Raw genomic sequence first — 23832 nt, forward strand, 5'->3', positions numbered from 1 at the left:
GGCAAGCGATGAAAGGACGAAACATGGCGAGCACCATGGGAATCAAGGTGGACGATGCCCTGCGCGAACGCATCCGCAATGCGGCGCAGGGCATGGAGCGCACGCCGCACTGGCTGGTGAAGCAGGCCATCGTGCAGTATGTGGAGGCGCTGGAGCGGGGGCAGCAGGTGATTCACCTGACGCACGCAGGCGCTGGCGGCCAGGAAGAGGGGGTGCAACCGGAGGCATCCGCGGTGCCTGAAGAGGTGCAACCTTTTCTGGAGTTTGCCCAGGGCATACTGCCGCAAACGCCGCTGCGCGCCGCCATCACCGCCGCCTGGCATCGCCCGGAACCGGAGTGCCTGCCGGTGCTGCTGCCCATGGCCCGTGCCGATGATGTGCAGCAGGCGGCATCCGTGCAGCGCCTGGCCAGCCAGCTGGTGCAGGGTCTGCGCGATGCGCCGGTAACCAGTGGCGTTGCCGCGCTGGTGCAGGAGTTTTCGCTGTCCAGCCAGGAAGGCGTGGCCCTGATGTGTCTGGCCGAAGCCTTGCTGCGCATCCCTGACCGCGCGACCCGAGATGCGCTGATCCGCGACAAGATCAGCCACGGCGACTGGCGTGCCCATGTGGGCCGTTCGCCGTCCATGTTCGTGAATGCGGCGGCCTGGGGCCTTGTGATTACCGGCAAGCTGACCAGCACCACCAGCGAGAAGAGCCTGTCCGCGGCGCTGACGCGCGTGATCGGCAAGGGCGGCGAGCCGCTGATCCGCCAGGGCGTGCACCGTGCCATGAAGCTGATGGGCGAGCAGTTCGTCACCGGTCAGAACATTGCCGAGGCGCTGGCCAACAGCCGTCCGTTCGAGAAGAAGGGCTTTCGCTACAGCTATGACATGCTGGGCGAGGCAGCGGCGACGGAAGCCGATGCCAAGCGTTATCTGCGTGACTACGAACAGGCCATCCATGCGATTGGCGCCGCATCGGCCGGGCGCGGCATTTTCGAAGGGCCGGGCATTTCGATCAAGCTGTCGGCGCTGCATCCGCGTTACACCCGTGCGCAGTATGACCGCGTGATGGGTGAGCTGCTGCCGCGTGTGCTGCATCTGGCGGAGCTGTGCAAGCGCTACGACATTGGCATGAACATCGATGCGGAAGAGGCGGACCGCCTGGAGCTGTCGCTGGACCTGCTGGAGGCGCTGTGTGCGGCGCCGGCGCTCATGGGCTGGAACGGCATCGGCTTTGTGGTGCAGGCCTACCAGAAGCGCTGTCCGCAGGTGATCGACTACCTGATCGATCTGGCGCGCCGCACGCGCCGTCGCCTGATGGTGCGGCTGGTGAAGGGCGCCTACTGGGACAGCGAGATCAAGCGCGCCCAGGTGGACGGCATGGCCGGCTATCCGGTGTACACGCGCAAGGTCTATACCGATGTGAGCTATCTGGCCTGTGCGCGCAAGCTGCTGGCGGTGCCGGATGCCATCTATCCGCAATTCGCCACGCACAACGCGCAGTCGCTGGCGGCGATCTACCATATGGCGGGTGCCAATTACTACAGCGGCCAGTACGAATTCCAGTGCCTGCACGGCATGGGCGAGCCGCTGTACGAGCAGGTGACCGGTCTGGTGGGAGACGGCAAACTGGGCCGCCCCTGTCGCATCTATGCACCCGTCGGCAGCCACGAGACACTGCTGGCCTACCTGGTGCGCCGTCTGCTGGAAAACGGTGCCAACACCTCGTTCGTGAACCGCATTGGCGACGCCAGCGTGCCCGTGTCGGAGCTGGTGGCCGATCCGGTGCAGGAAGTGCAGGCTCTGGCCGAAGAGGAGGGCGTGCTGGGCGCACCGCATCCGCGCATTCCGCTGCCGGTGGACCTGTTTGCGGGGCAGGGGGAGCAGGCGCGAGCCAACTCGCGCGGCTTCAACGTGGCGCACGAACAGCAACTGGCTTCGCTGGCTGCCGCATTGCTGCACAGCACGCGGGAAGCTCAATACGCCGCGCCGGCCGGCGTGGAAATTCCCGAAGAGCCTGCGCAGTCCGAAGGCTGGCAAGCCGTGCGCAACCCGGCCGATCAGCGTGATACTGTGGGCTGGGTGCATGAAGCCACGGCCGAGCAGGTGGCCGCCGCCGCGAAACGCGCCGCTCTGGCGGTACCGATCTGGGCCGGCACGCCGCCGCAACTGCGTGCCGATGCGCTGCAACGCGCGGCCGATCTGCTGGAGCAGCGCAGCCAAAGTCTCCTCGGCTTGATCATGCGCGAAGCGGGCAAGACGCTGAACAACGCCGTTGCAGAGGTGCGTGAAGCGGTGGATTTCCTGCGTTACTACGGCGCACAGGCTGCAGCACAGTTCGACAGCGGCACACACCGTCCGCTCGGGGTGGTGCTGGCCATCAGCCCGTGGAACTTCCCGCTGGCCATCTTCTGCGGCCAGGTCGCTGCCGCACTGGCCGCCGGCAACGCAGTGATCGCCAAGCCTGCCGAGCAGACGCCGCTGACGGCAGCGGCCATGGTCGCCATCCTGCATGAAGCGGGTGTGCCCGAAGATGCCCTGCAACTGATGCCGGGCACTGGCGAAACCGTGGGTGCAGCCCTGGTGGCCAGTCCCGCAGTGGGTGGCGTGATGTTCACTGGCTCGACCGAAGTGGCCCGCATCATCGCGCGCCAACTGGCGCAGCGCCTGTCGCCCAACGGCCAGCCGATTCCGCTGATCGCCGAAACCGGCGGCCAGAATGCCATGGTGGTGGACTCCTCCGCACTGGCCGAGCAGGTGGTGGCCGATGTACTGGCTTCCGCTTTCGACTCCGCCGGCCAGCGCTGCTCGGCCCTGCGCCTGCTGTGCGTGCAGGACGATGTGGCCGATCGCACCGTGGGCATGCTCAAGCAGGCCCTGCAGGAATGGACGCTGGGCAACCCGGACCGCCTGCATACCGATGTGGGCCCGGTGATCGACGCCGAGGCACGCCAGCAGATCGAGGCGCATATCGAGCGCATGGAAGCCGAAGGCCAGACCGTCACGCGCGTGACGCGTGGCGAAGGCCTGGAGCAGGGCCACTTCGTGCGTCCGGCCATCATCGAGCTGGACAGCGTCGAGCGCCTGACGCGTGAAGTGTTCGGCCCGGTGCTGCACGTGCTGCGCTTCAAGCGCGACGAGCTGGATGCGCTGGTGGACGGCATCAACGCCACCGGTTACGGACTGACCTTCTGCGTGCACAGCCGTATCGACGAAACCATCGAGCGCATGACGCAGCGCGTGCATGCCGGCAACCTGTACGTCAACCGCAACCAGATTGGTGCAGTCGTCGGCGTGCAACCCTTTGGCGGCATGGGCCTGTCCGGTACCGGCCCGAAGGCGGGTGGTCCGCTCTATCTGTACCGTCTGGTGCAGGCCAGCGATGCGCATGCCGATCTGGACGCGCTGCCAACACAGACCGCTTCCAAAGGTGCGGAAGCCGCAGCGCAGGAAGGTGCCCTGGCCGCACTGCAGCGCACTATCGCCAACGGCCAGATCACGGGCTTGCCCGCGCACGATCGTGACGCCGCCCTGCAGGCATGCGAGAGCGCCGCCACCGCTTCGCGCCTGGGCTACAGTGAACTGCTGCCCGGCCCGACCGGCGAAAGCAACCGCTACCGTCTGCTGCCGCGGGGCGACGTCTGGGCCATGCCACAGACTGCGCTCGGCCTGGTGCACCAGCTTGCCGCCGCCTATGCCACGGGCAACCATTGCCGCGTCGTGCCGGCGCCGTCGGACGAGGTCACCTCCAGCCTGACCGCGCTGCTGCAGATTCCGGAGCTATCCGGATGGATCGCTGCCGCAAACGCCGATGCCTTGACGGATAATGCCACCCCCATGCAGGCGCTGCTGTTCGAAGGTGACGGCGATGCCCTGCTGGAAGTCGGCATGCGTGTTGCAGCGCGCGACGGCAACCTGGTCCGTATCGACAGCCGCCGCAGCGACGAACTCGCTGCCGGCCATGGCTACACCCTTTCGGCGCTGGTGCACGAACAGAGCATCAGCACGAATACTGCCGCCGCAGGCGGCAACGCCCAGCTCATGACGATGGCCTGAGTCGGCATTTTCCGGTGCACAGCGGTGCGTCCGCCACAAGCGGGCAACCCGCGCCGCTGTGCATCACCCCAAAACAACCTATCCCTCTCCTGGAGACTCCCATGCATCTGAACTGGAGCGACCCCACCACGATCATGTTCGCCATCTACCTGATGGCCATGCTCGGCATCGGCTGGCTTGGCTATGCCAGCACCAAGAACCTGTCCGACTACATCCTGGGCGGCCGCAGTCTCGGCAGCTTCGTCACGGCCCTGTCCGCCGGCGCTTCCGACATGAGTGGCTGGCTGCTGATGGGCCTGCCCGGTGCCATCTACCTGACCGGCCTGTCCGAGTCCTGGATCGCCATCGGCCTGGTCATCGGCGCCTACCTGAACTGGCGCTTCGTTGCCGCGCGCCTGCGCCTGTACACCGAGCGCGCCGGCAACGCCCTGACGCTGCCCGACTACTTCGCCAGCCGCTTCGAGGACAAATCCAACATTCTGCGCATCTTCACCACCCTGGTGATCCTGATCTTCTTCACCATCTACTGCGCCTCGGGCGTGGTGGCCGGTGCGCGCCTGTTCGAGAACATGTTCGGCATGCCCTACGAAACCGCCCTGTGGGTAGGCGCGCTGTGCACCATCGCCTATGTGTTCATCGGCGGCTTCCTGGCCGTGAGCTGGACCGACACCATCCAGGCCTCCATGATGATCACCGCCCTGATCCTGGCGCCCGTCATGGCCTACCTGGCCGTGCAGGGCCAGCTGCAGCCGGGCCAGGACTGGGCGGCCGTGGTGCCGGCCGACAAGTTCGACCTGATGAAGGGCGTCACCGTCACCGGCATCGCTTCGCTGCTGGCCTGGGGCCTGGGCTATTTCGGCCAGCCGCACATCCTCGTGCGCTTCATGGCCGCTTCCTCGGTGGAAACCATCCCCAGCGCCCGCCGCATCAGCATGACCTGGATGATTCTGTGCCTGATGGGCGCCGTGGCCGTCGGCTTCGTCGGCATCCCGTATTTCATTGCCCATCCCGAAGGCGCTGCTGCCGTCAACGCCAACGCCGAAACCGTGTTCATGGAGCTGTCCAAGCAGCTGTTCAACCCCTGGATCGCCGGCGGCCTGCTGGCAGCCATCCTGGCGGCCGTGATGAGCACGCTGTCCTGCCAGCTGCTGGTCTGCTCCAGCGCGCTGACGGAAGACATTTACCGCACCTTCCTGCGCAAGAACGCCTCGCAGAAGGAGCTGGTCTGGATCGGCCGCGCCATGGTGCTGCTGATCGCGCTGGTCGCCATCTTCATCGCGCAGGACCCCAACTCCCGCGTGCTGGGCATGGTGAGCTACGCCTGGGCCGGCTTCGGTGCCGCCTTCGGTCCCATCGTCATCCTGTCGCTGTTCTGGAGCCGCATGACGCGCAACGGCGCACTGGCCGGCATCATCGTTGGCGCCGCCACCGTGTTGGTGTGGAAGCAGTTCGGCTGGCTGGGCCTGTATGAAATCATCCCGGGTTTCATCCTGTCCACTATCGCCGTCGTGCTGGTCAGCCGTACGGGCAGCCCGTCGGCCAGCATGCTGAAATCGCACGAGGCCGTGATGGAAGAGGCGCGCCGCATCGGCGTCTGACGCTCCGGCCATTCCGTTTCTGGTAGCCACACCGCCAGCAATTGCGCTGGCAGTGTGGCTTTTTGCTGCACAGAGTAAACAAGGGGTAACCCTCACCGTCTATAATGGGATGCTTCACAGCACACCCGGCGCTTGCCGCGATTCAAGTTCACATGCAGCAACGGTGCTGAGACCGTGCACCCCCCACGAGGGCATGGTGGTTCTTGGGTCGGGCTGGCGTACCGCCTTCCTTCTGATCCCGCACCCCTTTACGGAGAACCACGTGCTCTTGTCCCAACAGGCACCCCTTCCCACAGCCGTACTGGCCCTCGCTGACGGCACGGTCTTCACCGGCCGCTCCATTGGCGCCGCTGGCAGCACCACCGGCGAAGTCGTCTTCAACACCTCCCTCACCGGCTACCAGGAAATCCTGACCGATCCCAGCTACTGCAAGCAGATCGTCACGCTGACCTACCCCCACATCGGCAACTACGGCACCAACCCCGAGGATGTCGAATCCTGCAAGGTGTTTGCCGCCGGCCTGATCATCCAGAATCTGCCGCTCATCGCCTCCAACTTCCGCAGCACCGCCAGCCTGCAGGGCTACCTGCAAGCCAACGGCACCGTCGCCATCGCCGACATCGATACGCGTCGCCTCACCCGCCACCTGCGGGTGCATGGGGCGCAGAACGGCTGCATCCTGGCGCTCGAGCACACCGGTGCACCTTCACAGGCCGAAATCGACCAGGCCATTGCCGCTGCCCAGGCCGCTCCCGACATGGCGGGTCAGGATTTGGCCAAGGTGGTGAGCTGCACCGCCAGCTATCCCTGGACGCAGACCGAATGGCAACTGGGCGAAGGCTATGGCGAGCAGGCCGAGCCACAGTTCCACGTCGTTGCCTACGACTTCGGCGTCAAGTACAACATCCTGCGCATGCTGGCCGAGCGCGGCTGCAAGATCACTGTGGTGCCGGCACAGACCCCCGCGGCCGAGGTGCTGGCGATGAACCCCGATGGGGTGTTCCTGAGCAACGGCCCCGGCGATCCGCAAGCTTGCGATTACGCCATCGAGGCCATCCGTCAGATCGTTGACAGCGGCAAGCCCACTTTCGGCATCTGTCTGGGCCACCAGCTGCTGGCCCTGGCCAGCGGTGCCAAAACCTTCAAGATGAAGTTCGGCCACCATGGCGCCAACCACCCGGTCAAGGATCTGGACAGCGGTCGCGTCGGCATTACCAGCCAGAACCACGGCTTTGCCGTCGATCCCGAAACGTTGCCCGCCACCCTGCGCGCCACCCACGTCAGCCTGTTCGACAGCACGCTGCAAGGCATGGAGCGCACCGACAAGCCGGTGTTCTCGTTCCAGGGCCACCCCGAGGCTTCCCCGGGGCCGCACGACATCGCCCACCTGTTCGATCGCTTCACCAAGCTGATGCGCGAGAGCAAGGTCGCCTGATTGATCTGGAGCAGGGCGCACCCACCAGGCCGCGCCCCTTCCGCGAACGCACAGAAAAAGACACACCATGCCAAAACGTTCAGACATCAAGAGCATCCTCATCATCGGCGCCGGCCCCATCATCATCGGCCAGGCCTGTGAATTCGACTACTCCGGCGTGCAGGCCTGCAAGGCGCTGCGCGAGGAGGGCTACCGCGTCATCCTGATCAACAGCAACCCCGCCACGATCATGACCGACCCGGCCACCGCCGACGTCACCTACATCGAGCCCATCACCTGGAAGACGGTCGAGAAGATCATCGCCAAGGAACGCCCTGACGCCATCCTGCCCACCATGGGCGGCCAGACCGCGCTCAACTGCGCGCTCGATCTGTGGCGCAACGGCGTGCTCAACAAGTACAAAGTCGAGCTGATCGGCGCCACGCCCGAAGCGATCGACAAGGCCGAAGACCGCCAGAAATTCAAGGACGCGATGACGCGCATCGGCCTGGGCTCCGCCCGTTCCGGCGTGGCGCACAGCATGCAGGAAGCCTGGGACGTGCAGAAGCACGTCGGCTTCCCGACCATCATCCGCCCCAGCTTCACGCTCGGCGGCACCGGCGGCGGCATTGCCTACAACGCCGAGGAATTCGAGACCATCTGCAAGCGCGGCCTGGAAGCCTCGCCCACCAACGAGCTGCTGATCGAAGAGTCGCTGCTCGGCTGGAAAGAGTACGAGATGGAAGTGGTGCGCGACAAGGCGGACAACTGCATCATCGTCTGCTCGATCGAGAACCTCGATCCCATGGGCGTGCATACCGGCGACTCCATCACCGTCGCACCGGCACAGACGCTGACCGACAAGGAATACCAGATCATGCGCAACGCCTCGCTGGCCGTGCTGCGCGAGATCGGCGTGGATACCGGCGGCTCCAACGTGCAGTTTGCGGTCAACCCCAAGGACGGCCGCATGATCGTGATCGAGATGAACCCGCGCGTGTCGCGTTCTTCCGCACTGGCGTCCAAGGCTACCGGTTTCCCGATTGCCAAGATCGCCGCCAAGCTGGCCGTGGGCTACACCCTGGACGAACTGCGCAACGAGATCACCGGCGGTGCCACCCCCGCATCGTTCGAGCCCTCGATCGATTACGTGGTCACCAAGATCCCGCGCTTCGCCTTCGAGAAATTCCCGGCAGCCGATAACCACCTCACCACGCAGATGAAATCCGTGGGCGAGGTGATGGCCATGGGTCGCACCTTCCAGGAATCCTTCCAGAAAGCCCTGCGCGGCCTGGAAGTGGGCGTGGACGGCATGAACGAAAAGACCCAGGACCGCGAAACCCTGGAGCGCGAGCTGGGCGAGCCCGGCCCCGAGCGCATCTGGTTCGTGGGTGACGCCTTCGCGGCCGGCTGGAGCGTGGAAGAAGTGCACCAGCTCACCAAGATCGACGTCTGGTTCCTGGTGCAGATCGAGGAAATCGTCAAGATCGAGCTGGCCATCGACAAGCTGTTCGAGGAACAGGGCATCAACGCCCTGAGCGCGCTGGATGCCGACACCCTGCGCATGCTCAAGAAGAAGGGCTTCAGCGACCGTCGCCTGGCCAAGTTGCTGCACACCAGCGAAAAAGCCGTGCGCGATGCGCGCCACGCGCTGAACGTGCGCCCGGTCTACAAGCGCGTCGACACCTGCGCCGCCGAATTCGCGACCGACACCGCCTATATGTACTCCACCTACGAGGAAGAGTGCGAGGCCGAGCCGACCAGCAAGAAGAAGATCATGGTGCTGGGTGGTGGCCCGAACCGCATCGGCCAGGGTATCGAATTCGACTATTGCTGCGTGCATGCCGCACTCGCCATGCGCGAGGACGGCTACGAGACCATCATGGTCAACTGCAACCCCGAGACCGTCTCCACCGACTACGACACCTCCGACCGCCTGTACTTCGAGCCGCTGACCCTGGAGGACGTGCTGGAAATCGTCGACAAGGAAAAACCCACCGGCGTGATCGTGCAGTACGGCGGCCAGACCCCGCTGAAACTGGCGCTGGGCCTGGAAGCTGCCGGCGTGCCCATCATCGGCACCTCGCCCGACATGATCGACGCTGCTGAAGACCGCGAGCGCTTCCAGAAGCTGCTGCACGAACTGAACCTGCTGCAGCCGCCGAACGCCACCGCGCGTACCGAAGCCGAAGCGCTGGAAAAGGCCACCGAGCTGGGCTACCCGCTGGTGGTGCGTCCGAGCTACGTGCTGGGCGGCCGCGCCATGGAAATCGTGCACGAGCAGCGTGACCTGGAGCGCTACATGCGCGAGGCCGTCAAGGTCAGCAACGACTCTCCGGTGCTGCTGGACCGTTTCCTGTCCGACGCCATCGAATGCGACGTGGACTGCGTGCGTGATGCGGCCGGCCGCACCTTCATCGGCGGCGTCATGGAGCACATCGAACAGGCCGGCGTGCACAGCGGTGACTCCGCCTGCTCGCTGCCCCCGTACTACCTGAGCCAGGCCACGGTCGACGAGATCAAGCGTCAGACGCGTGCCATGGCCGAAGCCCTGAACGTGGTCGGCCTGATGAACGTGCAGTTCGCCATCCAGGAAAAGGAACAGGAAGACGGCAGCAAGAAGGACATCATCTACGTGCTGGAAGTGAACCCGCGTGCCAGCCGTACCGTGCCCTTCGTCAGCAAGGCCACCGGTGTGCAACTGGCCAAGGTGGCCGCCCGCTGCATGGCCGGCCAGACGCTGGACCAGCAGGGCATCGGCGAGGAAGTCACGCCGCCGTACTTCAGCGTGAAGGAAGCGGTATTCCCCTTCGTTAAGTTCCCCGGCGTGGACACCATTCTCGGCCCCGAGATGAAATCCACCGGCGAGGTGATGGGCGTGGGCAAGACCTTTGGCGAAGCCTTCCTCAAGGCGCAGATGGGCGCAGGCGAAAAGCTGCCCACCGCCGGCAAGGTGTTCCTGACCGTGAAGAACAGCGATAAGCCGACCGCGATCAAGATCGCCGGCCAGCTGGTCGAGATGGGCTTCACGCTGGTCGCCACGCGCGGCACGGCCAAGGCCATCAACGATGCCGGCATCGCCTGCGACACGGTGAACAAGGTTACCGAAGGCCGCCCGCACGTGGTGGACATGCTGAAGAACGACGAAATCGTCATGGTCATCAACACCGTGGAAGAGCGCCGCAACGCCATCGCCGACAGCCGTGCCATCCGTACCAGTTCGCTGGCTGCGCGCGTCACCACCTACACCACCATTGCCGGCGCCGAAGCCGTGGTGGAAGGCATGCGCTATGCCGACAAGCTCGGCGTGATCTCCGTGCAGGAAATGCACGGCATGCTCACGGCTTGACGCTACAACCAAATCGGGCATAATTTGCCCGTTGACTGCCGCCGGGACGCAAGACCCGGCGGTTTCGCTTTTCTGGACGAGACATTTCCCTCAATAACATGACAACGACCATCCCGATTACCGTCAAGGGCGCCGAGAAACTGAAGGCCGAACTGCACAAACTCAAGACCAAGGACCGGCCCGACGTCATCGCAGCCATCGCCGAAGCGCGTTCGCATGGCGACCTGAGCGAGAACGCCGAATACGAGGCCGCCAAGGACCGCCAGGGCTTCATCGAGGGCCGCATCAAGGAAATCGAAGGCAAGCTGACGGCTGCCAAGGTGATCGACCCCGCCACGCTGGATGCCGGCGGCAAGGTGGTGTTCGGCGCCACGGTCGACCTGGAAGACGAAGACTCCGGCAACGCCGTCACCTACCAGATCGTGGGCGAGGACGAGGCCGACCTGAAACTGGGCCTGATCAACGTCGGCAGCCCCATCGCCCGAGCCCTGATCGGCAAGGAAGAGGGCGACACGGCCGAAGTGCAGGCCCCGGGCGGCGTGCGCCGTTACGAAATCACCGGCGTGCGCTACCTCTGATACGGAGCACGCCATGAGCCCGCGCCAGCACGTCATCAGTTCCCTCCTGGCAGCTCTGTGGCTGGGCAGCCTGTCGGCGATCGGCTTCATGGCCGTGCCGCTGCTGTTCGCCCACCTGCCCACCCCGTCCATGGCCGGCACCATGGCGGCGCGCCTGTTTGCGGCGCAGGGCTGGGTGTCCATCCTGAGTGTCCTGCTGCTGGTGATGCTGTTTCGTAGCCGGCTGCGCGATTTTTCCGAAAAGCGCTATGAAGCGGGGCAGGGCGTCACGCTGGACAACATCCAGCGCCCCGACATGCTGTATTTCGGTCTGCTGATCGCGGGCCTGCTGCTGGCGCTGTTGCTGCAGCTGGTGGCGGCCCCGCGCATCGAGATGCGCCAGAACCTGGCGCTCTGGCACAGCGTGGGCACAGTATTCTATGTAGGCCAGTGGCTGTGTGCGCTGGTCTGCGTGATCCGCCTGGCGCAACGCAAGGTGTGATTCCTCAGCGTGCGCGAGGCTTGGGCCGCTGCAGCGGAGTCAGCTCGCGTGTGCTGGCTTCTCCGTGCTGCAGAATGGCAAAAGTGGCCGTTTGTCCCGGAGTGAGCGCAGCCACGGTATCCAGCAGTTCCTGCACGTTGTGAATGGCTGTGCCGTTCACGGACGTGATGATGTCTCCTGGCTTCAGCCCGGCCTTGGCTGCCGGCCCGCCTTGCACCACGCCGGTGATGATTACGCCTTCATTCTCCCGCGCCTTGAAGGTGGCGGCGATCTCGGCGGTGATGTCGCTCGGCTCCACCCCGATCCAGCCGCGCCGCACTTCGCCTGCGGTGATGATGCTGTCGAGCACATGCTTGGCCGTGCTGGTAGGCGTGGCAAACCCGATGCCCATGTAGCCGCCGGTACGTGAATAGATGGCGGTGTTGATGCCGACCAGATTCCCGTGGATGTCCACCAGCGCACCACCCGAATTGCCGGGGTTGATGGCCGCGTCGGTCTGGATGAAGTTCTCGAAGGTATTGATGCCCAACTGGCTGCGCCCCAGCGCGCTCACGATCCCGCTGGTCACGGTCTGGCCCACGCCGAACGGGTTGCCGATGGCCAGCACCGGATCACCCACCTGCAGGCTGGCCGAATCGCCCAGCGTGATGGCAGGCACATTGGCCAGGTCGAGCTTCAGCACCGCCAGATCGGTATCCGGATCGGTGCCAACGACGGTTGCCGCGCCTCGGCGACCGTCATTCAGCTGCACTTCGATGCTTTGTGCGTCTTCCACCACGTGGTTGTTGGTGAGGATATAGCCTTCCGCGCTCACCAGCACGCCGCTGCCAACGCCGGAGAACATGTCCTCATCCTGCTCCGGACTGCGCGGCGTGTTGGCACGTCGCGCTGCTTCCTGCTGGGAGCGCTCGTCGGGGTTGGTGATGATGCTGACCACGGCAGGAGCGGCCTGCCGTGCGGCGGAACGCAGCGTTTCCGTCTGGGTGCTCGGCACCGGCTTGTCGCTCGGCGGTGCTTCCAGCACGGTCACGCTCTTCAGGTCGGGGGCGGGTCGCTTGAGCCATTGCGGCTGCATGGCTGCGATCACGAAGTAAACCGCAAGCGCGGCGGTCACAACCTGCGAGAATAGCAACCACAATCGTTTCATGGCTTGGATTGTCGCCGAAATCGTGGCGCATCTCCGCATGGCCGGCGAGTTTCCCATTACAGAACCCCATTTGTCACCATGTTGCGCAACGACTTGCTTCAGTCCCTCGACTCCACGCTGCAACCGCAGCTTTTCCGCGACTATGGTCCGAATGGCCTGCAGGTCGAGGGCAAGCCCGACATTGGCCGCCTGGTGACCGGCGTCACGGCCAGCCGCGCCCTGATCGAAGCGGCCATCGAGGCCGACGCGGATGCGATCCTGGTCCATCACGGCCTCTTCTGGCGCGGCCAGGATGGCCGGGTCACCGGCTGGATGAAGCAGCGCCTGGCCCTGCTGCTGGCGCACGACATCAACCTGCTTGCCTACCACTTGCCGCTGGATGCCCATCCCGAGCTTGGCAACAACGCGCAGCTGGCCAGGCGCCTCGGATTCGAGGCGGACGGCCGCACGGGCGATCAGGACATGGTATTTCTGGGCAAGCCGGCGGGGCCGGAGTTTGCATCTGCTTCTGCACTGGCTTCCCATGTCGAACACGTGCTGCAACGGCCCGTTACGCTGGTCGACGGGGGGACGGTACGCCCGATCCGCCGCCTGGCCTGGTGCAGCGGCGGGGCACAGGGCTATTTCGAGGCGGCCATTGCCGCCGGGGCGGACGCCTTCCTGACGGGCGAGCTGTCCGAGCCCCAGGCCCACTATGCCCGCGAGTGCGGCGTGGCGTTTCTGGCCTGCGGCCACCATGCCACCGAGCGCTATGGCGTGTCTGCGCTGGGCGAGGAACTGGCCCGCCGCCATGGTCTGGTCCACACCTTCATCGACATCGACAATCCGGCATGACCCAGACAGCCTTTTCCCGGCCCATCGCGCTGAGCATGGGCGACCCGGCCGGCATCGGCCCCGAAATCATCATCGATGCCTTCGTGCGCGAGCCCGGGTTGATGCAGCCCTGCATTGTCGTGGGCGACCTGCAGGTGATGCAGCGTGCGGCGCAGCTCTACCAGACCGTGCACCCCGGGCCGGCTGTTCCGCTGCCTGTTGCAGTGCCCGGTTGGGAGGCGGCTGTGCCGGAGGGCCGTGCCGGCATCCGGATCCTGCAGGGGTGTACCAGCCCCGCGACGCTGCCGCGTTTCGGCGAAGTGCAGCAGGAGGCCGGGCGCATGGCGGCGGACTGCATCGTGCTCGGCGCGCGCGCAGCGCTGCAGGGTCAGGCCGCAGCGCTGGTCACTGCGCCCATCCACAAGGAGGCGCTATCCCTGGCAGGCATTGCCCATCCGGGGCATACCGAGATGCTGCAGGCGCTGGCGGCAGACCATGCGGGAGTCGGCGTGGACGCCATGCCGGTGCGCATGATGCTCGCCAACCCGGAATTGCGCACGGTGCTCAACAGCATCCACCTCAGTCTGCGCAGCGCCATCGCTGCCGTGCAGGTCGACCAGATTCTGCAGACCATCCGCATTACCGACGCCTTCCTGCGTCGCACCGCGCTCGGCAGGCTCAGGGCGCCCCGCATCGCACTGGCGGGCCTCAACCCGCACGCAGGGGAGGGCGGCCTGTTCGGCGACGAGGAGCTCACTGCCATCATTCCGGCGCGCGACGCTGCACGGGCCGAGGGCATCAGCGTGAGCGGCCCGTATCCGCCGGACACGGTGTTCATGCAGGCGCGCCACCATGCCCATGATCCGTTGCCGTTTTGCGACGCTGTCATCGCCATGTATCACGACCAGGGCTTGATCCCTGTCAAGTATCTTGGCGTCGAGCATGGCGTCAACGTGACGCTCGGCTTGCCGCTGATTCGCACAAGCCCGGATCACGGCACTGCCTTCGACCTGGCCGGCAAGGCCTGCGCCGACAGTACCAGCCTGCGCGAAGCGGTGCGCATGGCGGTGGATCTGACGCAAGCGGCCTGAGGCACAGGCGGTTGCCACGGCAAGGGCTGTCTGCTGCGGACAAGACAAAACCCCTTGTCCGCCAGCGGCAGCACAAGGGGTTCGGGGGCGGCATATCCATGCCGCCAGGGTCATGGGCCGCTTACTTCTTCAGGCTGTCGCGGATTTCACGCAGCAGCACGACTTCTTCTGCGGGAGCCTCCTCGGCGGCAGGCGTCTCGCGCTTGAGGCGGTTGATCTGCTTGACCATCAGGAAGATCACGAAGGCCAGGATCAGGAAGTTGATCAGGATGGTGATGAAGTTGCCGTAGGCAAACACCGGCACGCCCGCTTTCTGCAGGGCTTCCAGGTTATTGGGGACGCCTGCCGGAATCGTGCCCAGAACCGCGTACATGTTGGAGAAGTCGATCTTGCCCACGACCGAGGAGATGACCGGCATGATCACGTCCTTGACCAGCGAATCGACGATTTTGCCGAATGCGGCGCCGATGATGACACCAACGGCCAGATCAATCGCATTGCCCTTGACCGCAAACTCCTTGAATTCCTGCAGCATTCCCATTTGATTGACTCCAGTCAGTGCTTGTTTGAATGGCACGAGTATTCCATAAAAATATGGTGCAGACACGTCAGGCTACATTGAATAACAGTCTGTCACTCGGATACAATGAATAGGTTAAACCCTGTTGTGAACAAGCGTAACAACGCGTTGTGAGGAATCCCTATGAGTGATACACCAGTGGACGCCAGTAAACGTACCTGGCTGATTGCATCGAGCTGCGTCGGTGCAGCGGGCGTGGCGGGCGTTGCCGTACCCCTCGTGAGCAGCTTCCAGCCGTCTGAACTGGCCAAGGCAGCAGGCGCTGCGGTTGAAGTCGACATCTCGGCCCTGAAACCCGGCGAAAAGATCACCGTCGAATGGCGCGGCAAGCCGGTGTGGATCATGAAGCGCACGCCCGAGCAGCTGGCTACCCTGAAGAAGGTCGACGCCGAAGTGGCCGATCCCAAGTCCGAGCGCAACAACATTCCCACGCCCGAATATGCCAAGAACCAGTGGCGTTCGCGCAAGGAAGACATCTTCGTTGCCATCGGCATCTGCACGCACCTGGGTTGCTCTCCTTCCGACAAGCTCACGCCCGGCCCTCAGCCTTCCCTGCCCGACAACTGGCAGGGCGGCTTCCTGTGCCCCTGCCACGGCTCCACGTTCGACCTGGCCGGCCGCGTGTTCAAGAACAAGCCGGCTCCGGACAACCTGGAGATCCCTCCGTACATGTACCTGTCCGACACGCGCCTGCTGATCGGCGAAGACAAGAAGGCTTGAGGTGACACAACATGGCTGAATTCAAGGAAATCTCCCCCAACGCGCCGACCGGCGCCAAGGTCATGAACTGGTTCGAGAACCGGCTGCCTTCGGCGTTCTATATCTACAAGCGCGACATGGCCGAGTACTTCGCGCCAAAGAACTTCAACTGGTGGTACATCTTCGGCTCGCTGGCCATGCTGGTGCTGGTGATCCAGATCGTCACCGGCATCTTCCTGGTGATGCACTACAAGCCGGATGCGCGTTTCGCCTTCGCTTCCGTCGAATACATCATGCGTGATGTCCCGGCAGGGTGGTGGATCCGCTACACGCACTCCACCGGCGCTTCCGCCTTCTTCGTGGTGGTCTATCTGCACATGTTCCGTGGCCTGCTGTACGGTTCCTACCGCAAGCCGCGCGAACTGGTGTGGCTGTTCGGCTGCGGCATCTTCCTGGCGCTGATGGCCGAAGCCTTCATGGGTTACCTGCTGCCCTGGGGCCAGATGTCCTACTGGGGCGCTCAGGTGATCGTGAACCTGTTCTCCGCCATCCCCTTCATCGGTCCTGACCTGGCCCTGCTGATCCGTGGCGACTACGTGGTGAGCGACGCTACCCTGAACCGCTTCTTCAGCTTCCACGTCATCGCTGTTCCGCTGGTGCTGATCGGCCTGGTGGTTGCCCACCTGATGGCGCTGCACGACGTCGGCTCCAACAACCCCGACGGCATCGAGATCAAGCAAGGCCCGAAAGGCAACCGCTGGTCTGCCACGGCTCCGGCTGACGGCGTTCCGTTCCACCCCTACTACACGGTGCACGACATCTTCGGCGTGGCCCTGTTCCTGATCGTGTTCTCCGCCGTGGTGTTCTTCGCTCCCGAAATGGGCGGCTACTTCCTGGAGTTCAACAACTTCATCCCGGCTGACCCGCTGACGACGCCGCTGCACATCGCTCCGGTCTGGTACTTCACGCCGTTCTACTCCATGCTGCGTGCCATCACGACGGAAATGGTGTACGTGCTGATGGCCATCGCCCTGCTGGGTGCGCTGTTCGCCGTGGTCAAGCTGCGCCTGTCTGCCATTGCCAAGATGGTGGTGCTGGGTGCTGCAGTGGTGGCCTGCCTGCTGCTGTACTTCATCGATGCCAAGTTCTGGGGTGTGGTGGCCATGGGTGGTGCTGTCGTCATCCTGTTCTTCCTGCCCTGGCTGGACCACAGCCCGGTCAAGTCGCTGCGCTACCGCCCGACCTGGCACATGTGGCTGTATGTGGTGTTCGTGATCAACTTCCTGATTCTGGCCTACCTGGGCACCCTGGCTCCGTTCCCCGTGGGCGAGCGTGTCTCCCAGATCGGTACGCTGTTCTACTTCGGCTTCTTCCTGCTGATGCCGTGGTGGAGCCAGCTGGGTGAGCCCAAGCCGGTCCCGGAACGCGTCACCTTCAAGCCCCACTGATCAGACGCACAGGAGAATCCAACAATGAAAAAATTCAAGCAAATCATTGCAGGTCTGCTGTGCACGGCCGGCCTGCTGGGTGCAACGGCCAGCCTGGCCGCAGGTGGTGGTGCAGTCAAGTGGGACAAGGCTCCGGTTGACGTCTCCAACCTGCCGTCCCTGCAGAACGGCGTCAAGCTGTTTGCCAACTACTGCCTGAACTGCCACTCTGCGGCCTTCATGCGCTACAACCGTCTGCAGGACATCGGCCTGACCGAGCAGCAGATCAAGGACAACCTGCTGTTCTCCGACAAGAAGATCGGTGAAACCATGGAAGTGGCCATGACGCCCAAGCAGGGCAAGACCTGGTTCGGCACGACGCCGCCCGACCTGACGCTGATCGCACGTTCGCGTGCCGGCGCCGGTGGCAGCGGTGCAGACTACCTGTACACCTACATGCGCAGCTTCTACCGTGATCCCGCCAGCCAGACCGGCTGGAACAACACGGTGTTCAACAACGTGGCCATGCCCCACGTGCTGTGGGAGCTGCAGGGTGAGCGCAAGCCCGTGTTCGAGGTCAAGAAGGAAGGCGAGCGTGAAACGCACGTGTTCACGGGCAAGTGGGAGCAGGTCACGCCTGGTACCATGGAGCCGGCCCTGTATGATCAGGCCGTTGGCGATCTGGTGAACTACCTGCAGTGGATGGGCGAGCCTGCCCAGAAATCCCGCAAGACGATTGGCGCGATCGTACTGGCTTTCCTGGCCGTGTTCGCTTACGCTGCCTGGCGTCTGAATGCCGCTTACTGGAAAGACGTCAAGTAAGCCCCTGCGCATTCGTCAGTATCTGTGTCCGCGATGTCGCGGACCTTCCAGAGTGGGCATACTTCAGGTGCCCACTCTTTTACTTTTTGTGCGCCCGCGTTGCGGCGGGCTGCCGATGGAGTTTGCAACATGATGGTTCTGTACTCGGGAACGACCTGCCCCTTCTCTCACCGCTGCCGCTTCGTGCTGTTCGAGAAAGGCATGGACTTTGAAATCCGCGACGTCGACCTGTACAACAAGCCGGAAGACATCAGCGTGATGAACCCGTATGGCCAGGTGCCGATCCTGGTCGAGCGCGACCTGATCCTGTACGAATCCAACATCATCAACGAGTACATCGACGAGCGCTTCCCGCATCCGCAGCTGATGCCGGGTGATCCGGTGGATCGCGCGCGCGTGCGCCTGTTCCTGCTCAACTTCGAGAAGGAGCTGTTCACGCACGTGTCCGTGCTCGAGAACCGCACGATCAAGGGCAACGACAAGGCGCTGGAAAAATCCCGCGCCCAGATTCGTGACCGCCTGACGCAGCTGGCGCCCGTGTTCCTCAAGAACAAGTACATGCTGGGCGACAACTTCTCCATGCTGGACGTGGCCATCGCTCCGCTGCTCTGGCGCCTGGACTACTACGGTATCGAGCTGAGCAAGAACGCCTCTCCGCTGCTGAAGTATGCCGAGCGCATCTTCTCCCGTCCGGCCTACATCGAGGCGCTGACGCCGTCCGAGAAGGTGATGCGCCGCTAAGGAGGCAAGCGCCATGTCCGAAGCACTCACGTCCACCCGTCCGTACATGATCCGTGCCTGGCACGAATGGTGTTCGGACAATGGCCTCACGCCTTATCTGCTGGTCAAGGTTGACCATACGGTTGCCGTTCCGCGCGAGTTCGTGCAAGACGGCGAGATCGTGCTCAACGTCGGCATGGATGCCACTGGCGGCCTAAGCCTGGGCAACGACGAAATCCGCTTCAAGGCCCGGTTCTCGGGCAAGGTGCGCGAGATCATTGTGCCGGTGGAGCGGGTTCAGGCAATCTATGCGCGGGAGACCGGGCAGGGCATGGGCTTCGAAGTACTGGAGCAGGATGGGGCGGGAGAGCCCATCGAGGCTGCGGAAGTAGGTGAGGCAGCCACGCCTGCGCCCGATCCGGCGGCAGCACCGCGGGCCGGGTTATCGGTGGTCGGCAAGTCCGAGGCCGAGGGGCCGTCGGACGCTGAGCCTGGCGGGCTGCCGACGGCTGCCGGGACGGCTGCGGCAGAAAGGTCGGCAACAGAGAAGGCACCCGTGAAGCCCGGCAAGGGCAGCACGCTCCGCGTCGTGAAGTAAGTGCATGTTCCCTCTGTTTTTCTGCATATAATGCACGCTTCGCCGGTTTAGCTCAGTTGGTAGAGCACCCGCCTTGTAAGCGGTAGGTCGTCAGTTCGAATCCGACAACCGGCACCAATTTACAATTCGATGGGCTTCAAGGAAGTCCGTTTACAGGCCAGTCTCCCGAGGGAACTGGCCTTTTTGTTGTCCGGTAAGCTGCGGCACACTAAACTGACATCCAATAGGATTGTTGGTATCGCTGTTGGCACTTCCCTACGGAGGGGGTCGCAAGTACCAACAGAACAGGTACCAACAGGAGGCCGCAATGTCATTGACCCCCGCCAAGGTGAAGAACCACGTATGGAGTGGAGCCCGCAAGTTTGACAAGCTGCCGGACGGCAATGGGCTGTGGCTGTTCGTTGGGGCAGCTGGCAAGTACTGGCGCATGCCGTACCGCTTCAACGGCAAGCAGCTCACCTATTCCATTGGCGTGTACCCAGAAGTCACGCTCGCAGAAGCCAGGGCCGCAAGGGATGCAGCCAAGAGGGAATTGGCCCAAGGGCTCGATCCTGGCCAGCAGAAGCGCATCCGCAAGCTGCAGAGGTACGAGGAGTCGGGCAACACCTTCCAGGCAGTGGCAAAGCGCTGGTTTGATCAATGGGCCGTGGACAAGGCAGAGGGCACCAAGGCGGCCAAGTGGAAGCGCCTGGAGCAGGACGTGTTCCCGCACTTCGGTTCGCTGCCGATCAGGGAGGTGACGACTCCCATGGTGGTGACCGCGGTGAAAACCGTGAACAAGCGCGGCGCCAGGGACGTGGCAGAGCGCATCCTCAACACTTGCGCGCAGGTGTTCCGCTACGCCGTTGCCCACAGTGATGCAGATCGCAACCCGGCGGTGGATGTGAGGCCTGCGGACATCCTGCCTGTTCACACGGTAAAGCACTTCGCCCGGGTGACAGAGCAGGGCCTGCCGGATCTTCTGCGGGCCGTGTACGGCTACTCTGGCCGCGGGGAGTGGCAGACCAGCTATGCGCTGCAGCTGCTGTGCCTGACGTTCGTACGCACGAGCGAGCTGATCGGCGGCCGGTGGGAAGAAGTCGATTGGGAGAATGCCCGCTGGACCATCCCTGCTGAGCGCATGAAGAAGGTGCGGGGCAGGCCGATGACCGATCACGTGGTGCCGCTGTGCTCCCAGGCGCTGGAGGTGCTGCGCAAGCTCCAGCAGATGCATGGTCACAGGGAATTCATCTTCTACAGCCAGCGCAGCGCCAGCCGGCACATGAGCGACGGCACCATGCTGCAGGCGCTGCATCGGATGGGCTACAAGGGAATCATGACTGGCCACGGGTACCGGGGGCTGGCTACCACCATTCTGGTCGAGCATGGCTTCCCCATCGAGTTGGTGGATCTGCAGCTATCCCACAAGGAGCGCAACAAGGTGCGGGCGGCCTACAACGATGCCGTTCACCTGCCCAAACGCGCTGAACTGATGCAGTGGTGGGGCGATTACGTCGCGACCTGCACGGCCGAGAACATCATCATGATGCCCAAGCGGGCGGCGGCCTGACCAGGTGAAACACGGGGCGGTACACCAACAGGGCTGTATCAGTACACTGGTTTTGTCTTATATACTAACTTTTTTCTTATTTATTTTATATTTCAAAGAAAAATGCAGGCATTTATATTTGGTGTCGATGCCTGTTATTTTTGAAAGTGGCCCATGTGGTACCCCCGCAAACCCCTGAAACCTCATGGTGCCGGGGTCAGTGCGTGCCCGGGCGATGGTAGCATTACAAATAATTACTCGGAGGCGCTCATGCAAAGATTCAGTTACTTGCTATTTGTGGTTTTGATCGCAGCATTCCTTGGTGGTTGTGCGCATCCGAATTTTGCTGGACTTGAAGGCAACGCGCTTAATTCTCGATATGGCCTGGAAGACAAGCGAAAGGCGGTTTTGGCAATCAAGGTTACCGATACCGTGCCTTCGAACGCTGCGGAGCAGCGGAAACTCTGGACGCAAAGATGTCACCAATATCTGACCTCTGAGCGTCCTTCGGAAGACACTCTCAAGGACGACTTGATCATGGCCGCGTACGCTCAAGGCTATGACGGGCTCACAGGCTTTTCCTATTCGACAGAGAGCGGGCTGTTGCGAAACTGTTGGACCGTTCACAAGGCAAGCGCAACTGCGTTCAAGCTGCCAGGCGCAAAGTAACAGGTCGGTTGGGGCCGTGTCGAACGCACTGAACCTCCGGTTTATAGGCTGACTGTCAATGTGCAATCGCTACACCCCGCCACGTGCGGACAGGATCTACGAGACTTGGCGCGTCAACCCGAAGGGCACCTACAAGGATCTAATCGTGCCGCGAGCGCCTGGGCCATTCGTCACGCCAGGTGCGTGTGAAGTCGGGCAATGGGGACTGATTCCACCCTACTCGGCCGTGCGAAATGCGATCAGCCGAGAGGGCCGACCACTCTCTACGAACAACTGCCGGATGGAGACGATGCACAGCAGCCCGGTTTTCCGGCATGCGTGGCAGCGCAGTCAGCGTTGCTTGATCCCTGCTGAATCGTGGGACGAGCCGTACTGGGGTACCGGGAAAAACATCTGGTGGCGGTTTGCGCGGGGAGATGGTCTGCCGTGGGCGCTGGCCGGACTGTGGGAGATATGGACGGACCGGCAGACGGGGGAGGTGCTGCACAGCTACACGATGATCACGCAGCCCGCTGCAGAACATCCGGTGCTGAGCAAGATGCACCGGCCCGGAAAAGAGAAGCGCGCCGTCGTGCCGCTGGAGCCCGACGACTGGGACGTGTGGCTCAACGGGGAGCCAGAGCAGGCGCGTGCACTGATTCGACTGCCGTCGGTCGAGATGCTGGCGCATGCGGCCGTTGACCCGGTGCAGCAGGTGGACTTGGCCTAGGCCATAGATGCCAGACGCATATCTGACTACCTGGAACTAATGGGCGGAAACACAGTAATCCTGTCGTTTGCGATGGGAGACGAAATCCTCCCAAAAAGCCGCCTGAGCTCAACTAGAATTCATTTGCCCACAAAAAACCCCGCTGCCAATAGGCATACGGAGCAATCATGGGTATCAAGCGCTGTTCGGTGGATCACCCTAGGAAAGTATTCCAACGAGCAGTTTTCTCACTTGCACAGCCCTGAATTCTAGTAATGCACGTCATCAAACCTGCCTCTGTTACAAAATTTAGCCGCTGTGCTAACTTTGTACCAAGATGCCAGACCATCAATACTCTCTCTCCCTCATCCCCCACAAAGTAAACGACAACGTCATCGAGCAGCGCGCTGCAGACGGCTACATCAACGCAACTGCCATGTGCAAGGCGTGCGACAAGCTGATGGCAGACTACCTGCGTTTGAAGACTACTTCGGACTTTCTGGCGGCGCTCAGCTCCGATATGGGAATTCCCATATCGGAATTAAATCAAGTAGTTAAGGGAGGCGATCCTACGCAGCAAGGTACGTGGGTCCATCCCCAGGTAGCCATCCACCTGGCGCAGTGGCTTTCCCCCAAGTTCGCTGTCATGGTGTCGAAATGGGTGGTTGACTGGATGAGCGGAAAAGTCCGTCCAGGAAAGCTACCTTATCACCTTGAGCGCCATGTGCTGAACAACCACAAGGTGCCATCGAATAAGTTTTCAGTTCTCCAGGAGATGGCCATCTACCTGCTTGGCCCCATGGAAAGCCACGGCTACACCATGCCTGAAAACCTCATGCCGGACATCTCTCAGGCGAAGATGCTGTGCAAAGAGTTGCGTGAAACGCTTGGAGTCGATACTAAATCAGTCGACAAATACACGCACACCTTCCCAGATGGACGTGAAGTGGAGGCGAATCTGTACGACATTGAGCACTTGCCTCTCTTCCGCAAACTCATGGCCGAACGGTGGATGCCGCAAAAGGCTGTCAGCTACTTCAAACCGCGTGACCCAGCGGCGTTGCCCGTACTGGACAAGATGCTGCTGCTGACTTCAGAGTCAACGCCGCAGAAGCCTGCCGCCAACAAGCGTAAGCACAAAAAGTCGGCATAACCAGCATTTCCCAGTCAACTGCTCCCAGGCGGTACGCGCGTTCCGCCGGTAGCACCCTAGGCCATTGACCCAAAGGCCCACTGTTTAGGTGGGCTTTTTTGTTGCCTGTGCGGTCCACTTCGACGGCCCGAGGTGCCGGCATGGATCGTCGGCACAAAGAAAAAATTCATGGAGTAAGCCATTGAAAGAAAGGAGATTTTCGGGCTCTTGGGGTCCGCTAGTTTGGGTTTTTCAATGTCGCTTGCTAGAACTTGAGAACTAGCACAGCGTATGGCTTGCATCGGCAAGGGCCGATAAGTGACAAAAATCCGGCGGGGGTTGCGTCCTGGCTTCTACTTGTGCCTGTCAACTTAACCAGGAGGCCACAGTGGCAAAACGCACGAACGAACCTAAGCCGGAGATCCCGGCAGAACAAGCGCCCCAGTGGGAGCGCGCACAGT

At 62.8% G+C, this 23832-nt stretch carries 19 protein-coding genes and 1 tRNA gene; 18 read left to right on the forward strand and 2 right to left on the reverse strand.

Annotated features, from left to right (window positions below; translation table 11 throughout):
* Nucleotides 1-23 precede the first annotated feature (23 nt).
* From putA to ACX36O_RS04405, 6 genes are all read left to right on the forward strand, one after another.
* Nucleotides 24-4037 carry a trifunctional transcriptional regulator/proline dehydrogenase/L-glutamate gamma-semialdehyde dehydrogenase gene (gene putA / locus ACX36O_RS04380; protein ID WP_488360104.1) on the forward strand — a complete coding sequence of 1338 codons (4014 nt, stop codon included), beginning with the start codon at nucleotides 24-26 and terminating at the stop codon, nucleotides 4035-4037.
* Nucleotides 4038-4138: 101 nt separating this feature from the next.
* Nucleotides 4139-5635 carry a sodium/proline symporter PutP gene (putP, locus tag ACX36O_RS04385; RefSeq protein WP_488360105.1) on the forward strand — a complete coding sequence of 499 codons (1497 nt, stop codon included), beginning with the start codon at nucleotides 4139-4141 and terminating at the stop codon, nucleotides 5633-5635.
* A gap of 262 nt (nucleotides 5636-5897) precedes the next feature.
* Nucleotides 5898-7070 carry a glutamine-hydrolyzing carbamoyl-phosphate synthase small subunit gene (carA, locus tag ACX36O_RS04390; RefSeq protein ID WP_371686537.1) on the forward strand — a complete coding sequence of 391 codons (1173 nt, stop codon included), beginning with the start codon at nucleotides 5898-5900 and terminating at the stop codon, nucleotides 7068-7070.
* Between the two features lie 67 nt (nucleotides 7071-7137).
* Nucleotides 7138-10398, forward strand: coding sequence for a carbamoyl-phosphate synthase large subunit (carB, locus tag ACX36O_RS04395; RefSeq protein ID WP_488360106.1), 3261 nt, complete (start codon nucleotides 7138-7140; stop codon nucleotides 10396-10398).
* Between the two features lie 98 nt (nucleotides 10399-10496).
* Nucleotides 10497-10976 (forward strand): transcription elongation factor GreA, encoded by a 480-nt coding sequence (greA, locus tag ACX36O_RS04400; protein WP_213359990.1) that lies wholly within the window; start codon nucleotides 10497-10499, stop codon nucleotides 10974-10976.
* Nucleotides 10977-10989: 13 nt separating this feature from the next.
* Complete coding sequence (locus tag ACX36O_RS04405; RefSeq protein ID WP_213359993.1) at nucleotides 10990-11457, forward strand: DUF4149 domain-containing protein; 468 nt, start codon at nucleotides 10990-10992, stop codon at nucleotides 11455-11457.
* 4 nt (nucleotides 11458-11461) lie between these two features.
* Here the strand turns inward: ACX36O_RS04405 and ACX36O_RS04410 are convergent, their stop codons facing one another.
* On the reverse strand, nucleotides 11462-12604 hold the full coding sequence (locus ACX36O_RS04410) for a S1C family serine protease (RefSeq protein WP_371699410.1): 1143 nt from the start codon (nucleotides 12602-12604) through the stop codon (nucleotides 11462-11464).
* A gap of 78 nt (nucleotides 12605-12682) precedes the next feature.
* On the opposite strand from ACX36O_RS04410, the gene ACX36O_RS04415 reads away from it, so the two are divergent.
* Both ACX36O_RS04415 and pdxA read left to right on the forward strand, forming a co-directional pair.
* Nucleotides 12683-13438 (forward strand): Nif3-like dinuclear metal center hexameric protein, encoded by a 756-nt coding sequence (locus ACX36O_RS04415; RefSeq protein WP_371699411.1) that lies wholly within the window; start codon nucleotides 12683-12685, stop codon nucleotides 13436-13438.
* A complete protein-coding gene (pdxA, locus tag ACX36O_RS04420) occupies nucleotides 13435-14508 on the forward strand; it encodes a 4-hydroxythreonine-4-phosphate dehydrogenase PdxA (RefSeq protein ID WP_488360107.1) in 1074 nt (357 codons plus the stop codon). The genes ACX36O_RS04415 and pdxA overlap by 4 nt, the downstream gene beginning before the upstream one ends.
* A gap of 121 nt (nucleotides 14509-14629) precedes the next feature.
* Here the strand turns inward: pdxA and mscL are convergent, their stop codons facing one another.
* Complete coding sequence (gene mscL / locus ACX36O_RS04425; protein WP_371699414.1) at nucleotides 14630-15049, reverse strand: large conductance mechanosensitive channel protein MscL; 420 nt, start codon at nucleotides 15047-15049, stop codon at nucleotides 14630-14632.
* A 162-nt stretch (nucleotides 15050-15211) separates the two neighbouring features.
* On the opposite strand from mscL, the gene petA reads away from it, so the two are divergent.
* The 10 genes from petA to ACX36O_RS04475 all read left to right on the forward strand — a co-directional run bounded on the left by petA (nucleotide 15212) and on the right by ACX36O_RS04475 (nucleotide 23392).
* Entirely contained in the window at nucleotides 15212-15808 is a 597-nt protein-coding gene (gene petA, locus ACX36O_RS04430; protein WP_213360005.1) for a ubiquinol-cytochrome c reductase iron-sulfur subunit, read from the forward strand.
* Nucleotides 15809-15819: 11 nt separating this feature from the next.
* The gene (locus ACX36O_RS04435; RefSeq protein ID WP_213360009.1) at nucleotides 15820-17235 is read left to right on the forward strand and encodes a cytochrome b; all 1416 of its coding nucleotides are present in this window, start codon (nucleotides 15820-15822) and stop codon (nucleotides 17233-17235) included.
* Between the two features lie 24 nt (nucleotides 17236-17259).
* On the forward strand, nucleotides 17260-18036 hold the full coding sequence (locus ACX36O_RS04440; RefSeq protein ID WP_488360108.1) for a cytochrome c1: 777 nt from the start codon (nucleotides 17260-17262) through the stop codon (nucleotides 18034-18036).
* A 129-nt stretch (nucleotides 18037-18165) separates the two neighbouring features.
* On the forward strand, nucleotides 18166-18777 hold the full coding sequence (locus ACX36O_RS04445; RefSeq protein WP_091816992.1) for a glutathione S-transferase N-terminal domain-containing protein: 612 nt from the start codon (nucleotides 18166-18168) through the stop codon (nucleotides 18775-18777).
* A 13-nt stretch (nucleotides 18778-18790) separates the two neighbouring features.
* Entirely contained in the window at nucleotides 18791-19354 is a 564-nt protein-coding gene (locus tag ACX36O_RS04450) for a ClpXP protease specificity-enhancing factor (RefSeq protein WP_213360014.1), read from the forward strand.
* Nucleotides 19355-19395: 41 nt separating this feature from the next.
* Nucleotides 19396-19471, forward strand: a tRNA-Thr gene (locus tag ACX36O_RS04455).
* A gap of 196 nt (nucleotides 19472-19667) precedes the next feature.
* Entirely contained in the window at nucleotides 19668-20903 is a 1236-nt protein-coding gene (locus tag ACX36O_RS04460; RefSeq protein ID WP_488360109.1) for a tyrosine-type recombinase/integrase, read from the forward strand.
* Nucleotides 20904-21152: 249 nt separating this feature from the next.
* A complete protein-coding gene (locus ACX36O_RS04465; protein WP_213360016.1) occupies nucleotides 21153-21551 on the forward strand; it encodes a hypothetical protein in 399 nt (132 codons plus the stop codon).
* A 58-nt stretch (nucleotides 21552-21609) separates the two neighbouring features.
* Nucleotides 21610-22260, forward strand: a complete 651-nt coding sequence (locus ACX36O_RS04470; protein ID WP_213360018.1) for an SOS response-associated peptidase — start codon at nucleotides 21610-21612, stop codon at nucleotides 22258-22260.
* A 316-nt stretch (nucleotides 22261-22576) separates the two neighbouring features.
* A complete protein-coding gene (locus ACX36O_RS04475; RefSeq protein ID WP_213360020.1) occupies nucleotides 22577-23392 on the forward strand; it encodes a KilA-N domain-containing protein in 816 nt (271 codons plus the stop codon).
* The last annotated feature ends 440 nt before the right edge of the window (nucleotides 23393-23832 follow it).

The sequence above is a fragment of the Brachymonas sp. KE5 genome, from assembly GCF_057773645.1.

Bases quoted from the DNA above. Each gene is read 5' to 3' on its own strand.
- mscL (WP_371699414.1), bottom strand. From the start codon at position 15,049: ATGGGAATGCTGCAGGAATTCAAGGAGTTTGCGGTCAAGGGCAATGCG.
- ACX36O_RS04405 (WP_213359993.1), top strand. From the start codon at position 10,990: ATGAGCCCGCGCCAGCACGTCATCAGTTCCCTCCTGGCAGCTCTGTGG.
- ACX36O_RS04475 (WP_213360020.1), top strand. From the start codon at position 22,577: ATGCCAGACCATCAATACTCTCTCTCCCTCATCCCCCACAAAGTAAAC.
- ACX36O_RS04470 (WP_213360018.1), top strand. From the start codon at position 21,610: ATGTGCAATCGCTACACCCCGCCACGTGCGGACAGGATCTACGAGACT.
- putP (WP_488360105.1), top strand. From the start codon at position 4,139: ATGCATCTGAACTGGAGCGACCCCACCACGATCATGTTCGCCATCTAC.
- petA (WP_213360005.1), top strand. From the start codon at position 15,212: ATGAGTGATACACCAGTGGACGCCAGTAAACGTACCTGGCTGATTGCA.
- ACX36O_RS04410 (WP_371699410.1), bottom strand. From the start codon at position 12,604: ATGAAACGATTGTGGTTGCTATTCTCGCAGGTTGTGACCGCCGCGCTT.
- ACX36O_RS04435 (WP_213360009.1), top strand. From the start codon at position 15,820: ATGGCTGAATTCAAGGAAATCTCCCCCAACGCGCCGACCGGCGCCAAG.
- ACX36O_RS04445 (WP_091816992.1), top strand. From the start codon at position 18,166: ATGATGGTTCTGTACTCGGGAACGACCTGCCCCTTCTCTCACCGCTGC.
- ACX36O_RS04440 (WP_488360108.1), top strand. From the start codon at position 17,260: ATGAAAAAATTCAAGCAAATCATTGCAGGTCTGCTGTGCACGGCCGGC.
- carB (WP_488360106.1), top strand. From the start codon at position 7,138: ATGCCAAAACGTTCAGACATCAAGAGCATCCTCATCATCGGCGCCGGC.
- ACX36O_RS04450 (WP_213360014.1), top strand. From the start codon at position 18,791: ATGTCCGAAGCACTCACGTCCACCCGTCCGTACATGATCCGTGCCTGG.
- greA (WP_213359990.1), top strand. From the start codon at position 10,497: ATGACAACGACCATCCCGATTACCGTCAAGGGCGCCGAGAAACTGAAG.
- ACX36O_RS04465 (WP_213360016.1), top strand. From the start codon at position 21,153: ATGCAAAGATTCAGTTACTTGCTATTTGTGGTTTTGATCGCAGCATTC.
- putA (WP_488360104.1), top strand. From the start codon at position 24: ATGGCGAGCACCATGGGAATCAAGGTGGACGATGCCCTGCGCGAACGC.
- pdxA (WP_488360107.1), top strand. From the start codon at position 13,435: ATGACCCAGACAGCCTTTTCCCGGCCCATCGCGCTGAGCATGGGCGAC.
- ACX36O_RS04415 (WP_371699411.1), top strand. From the start codon at position 12,683: ATGTTGCGCAACGACTTGCTTCAGTCCCTCGACTCCACGCTGCAACCG.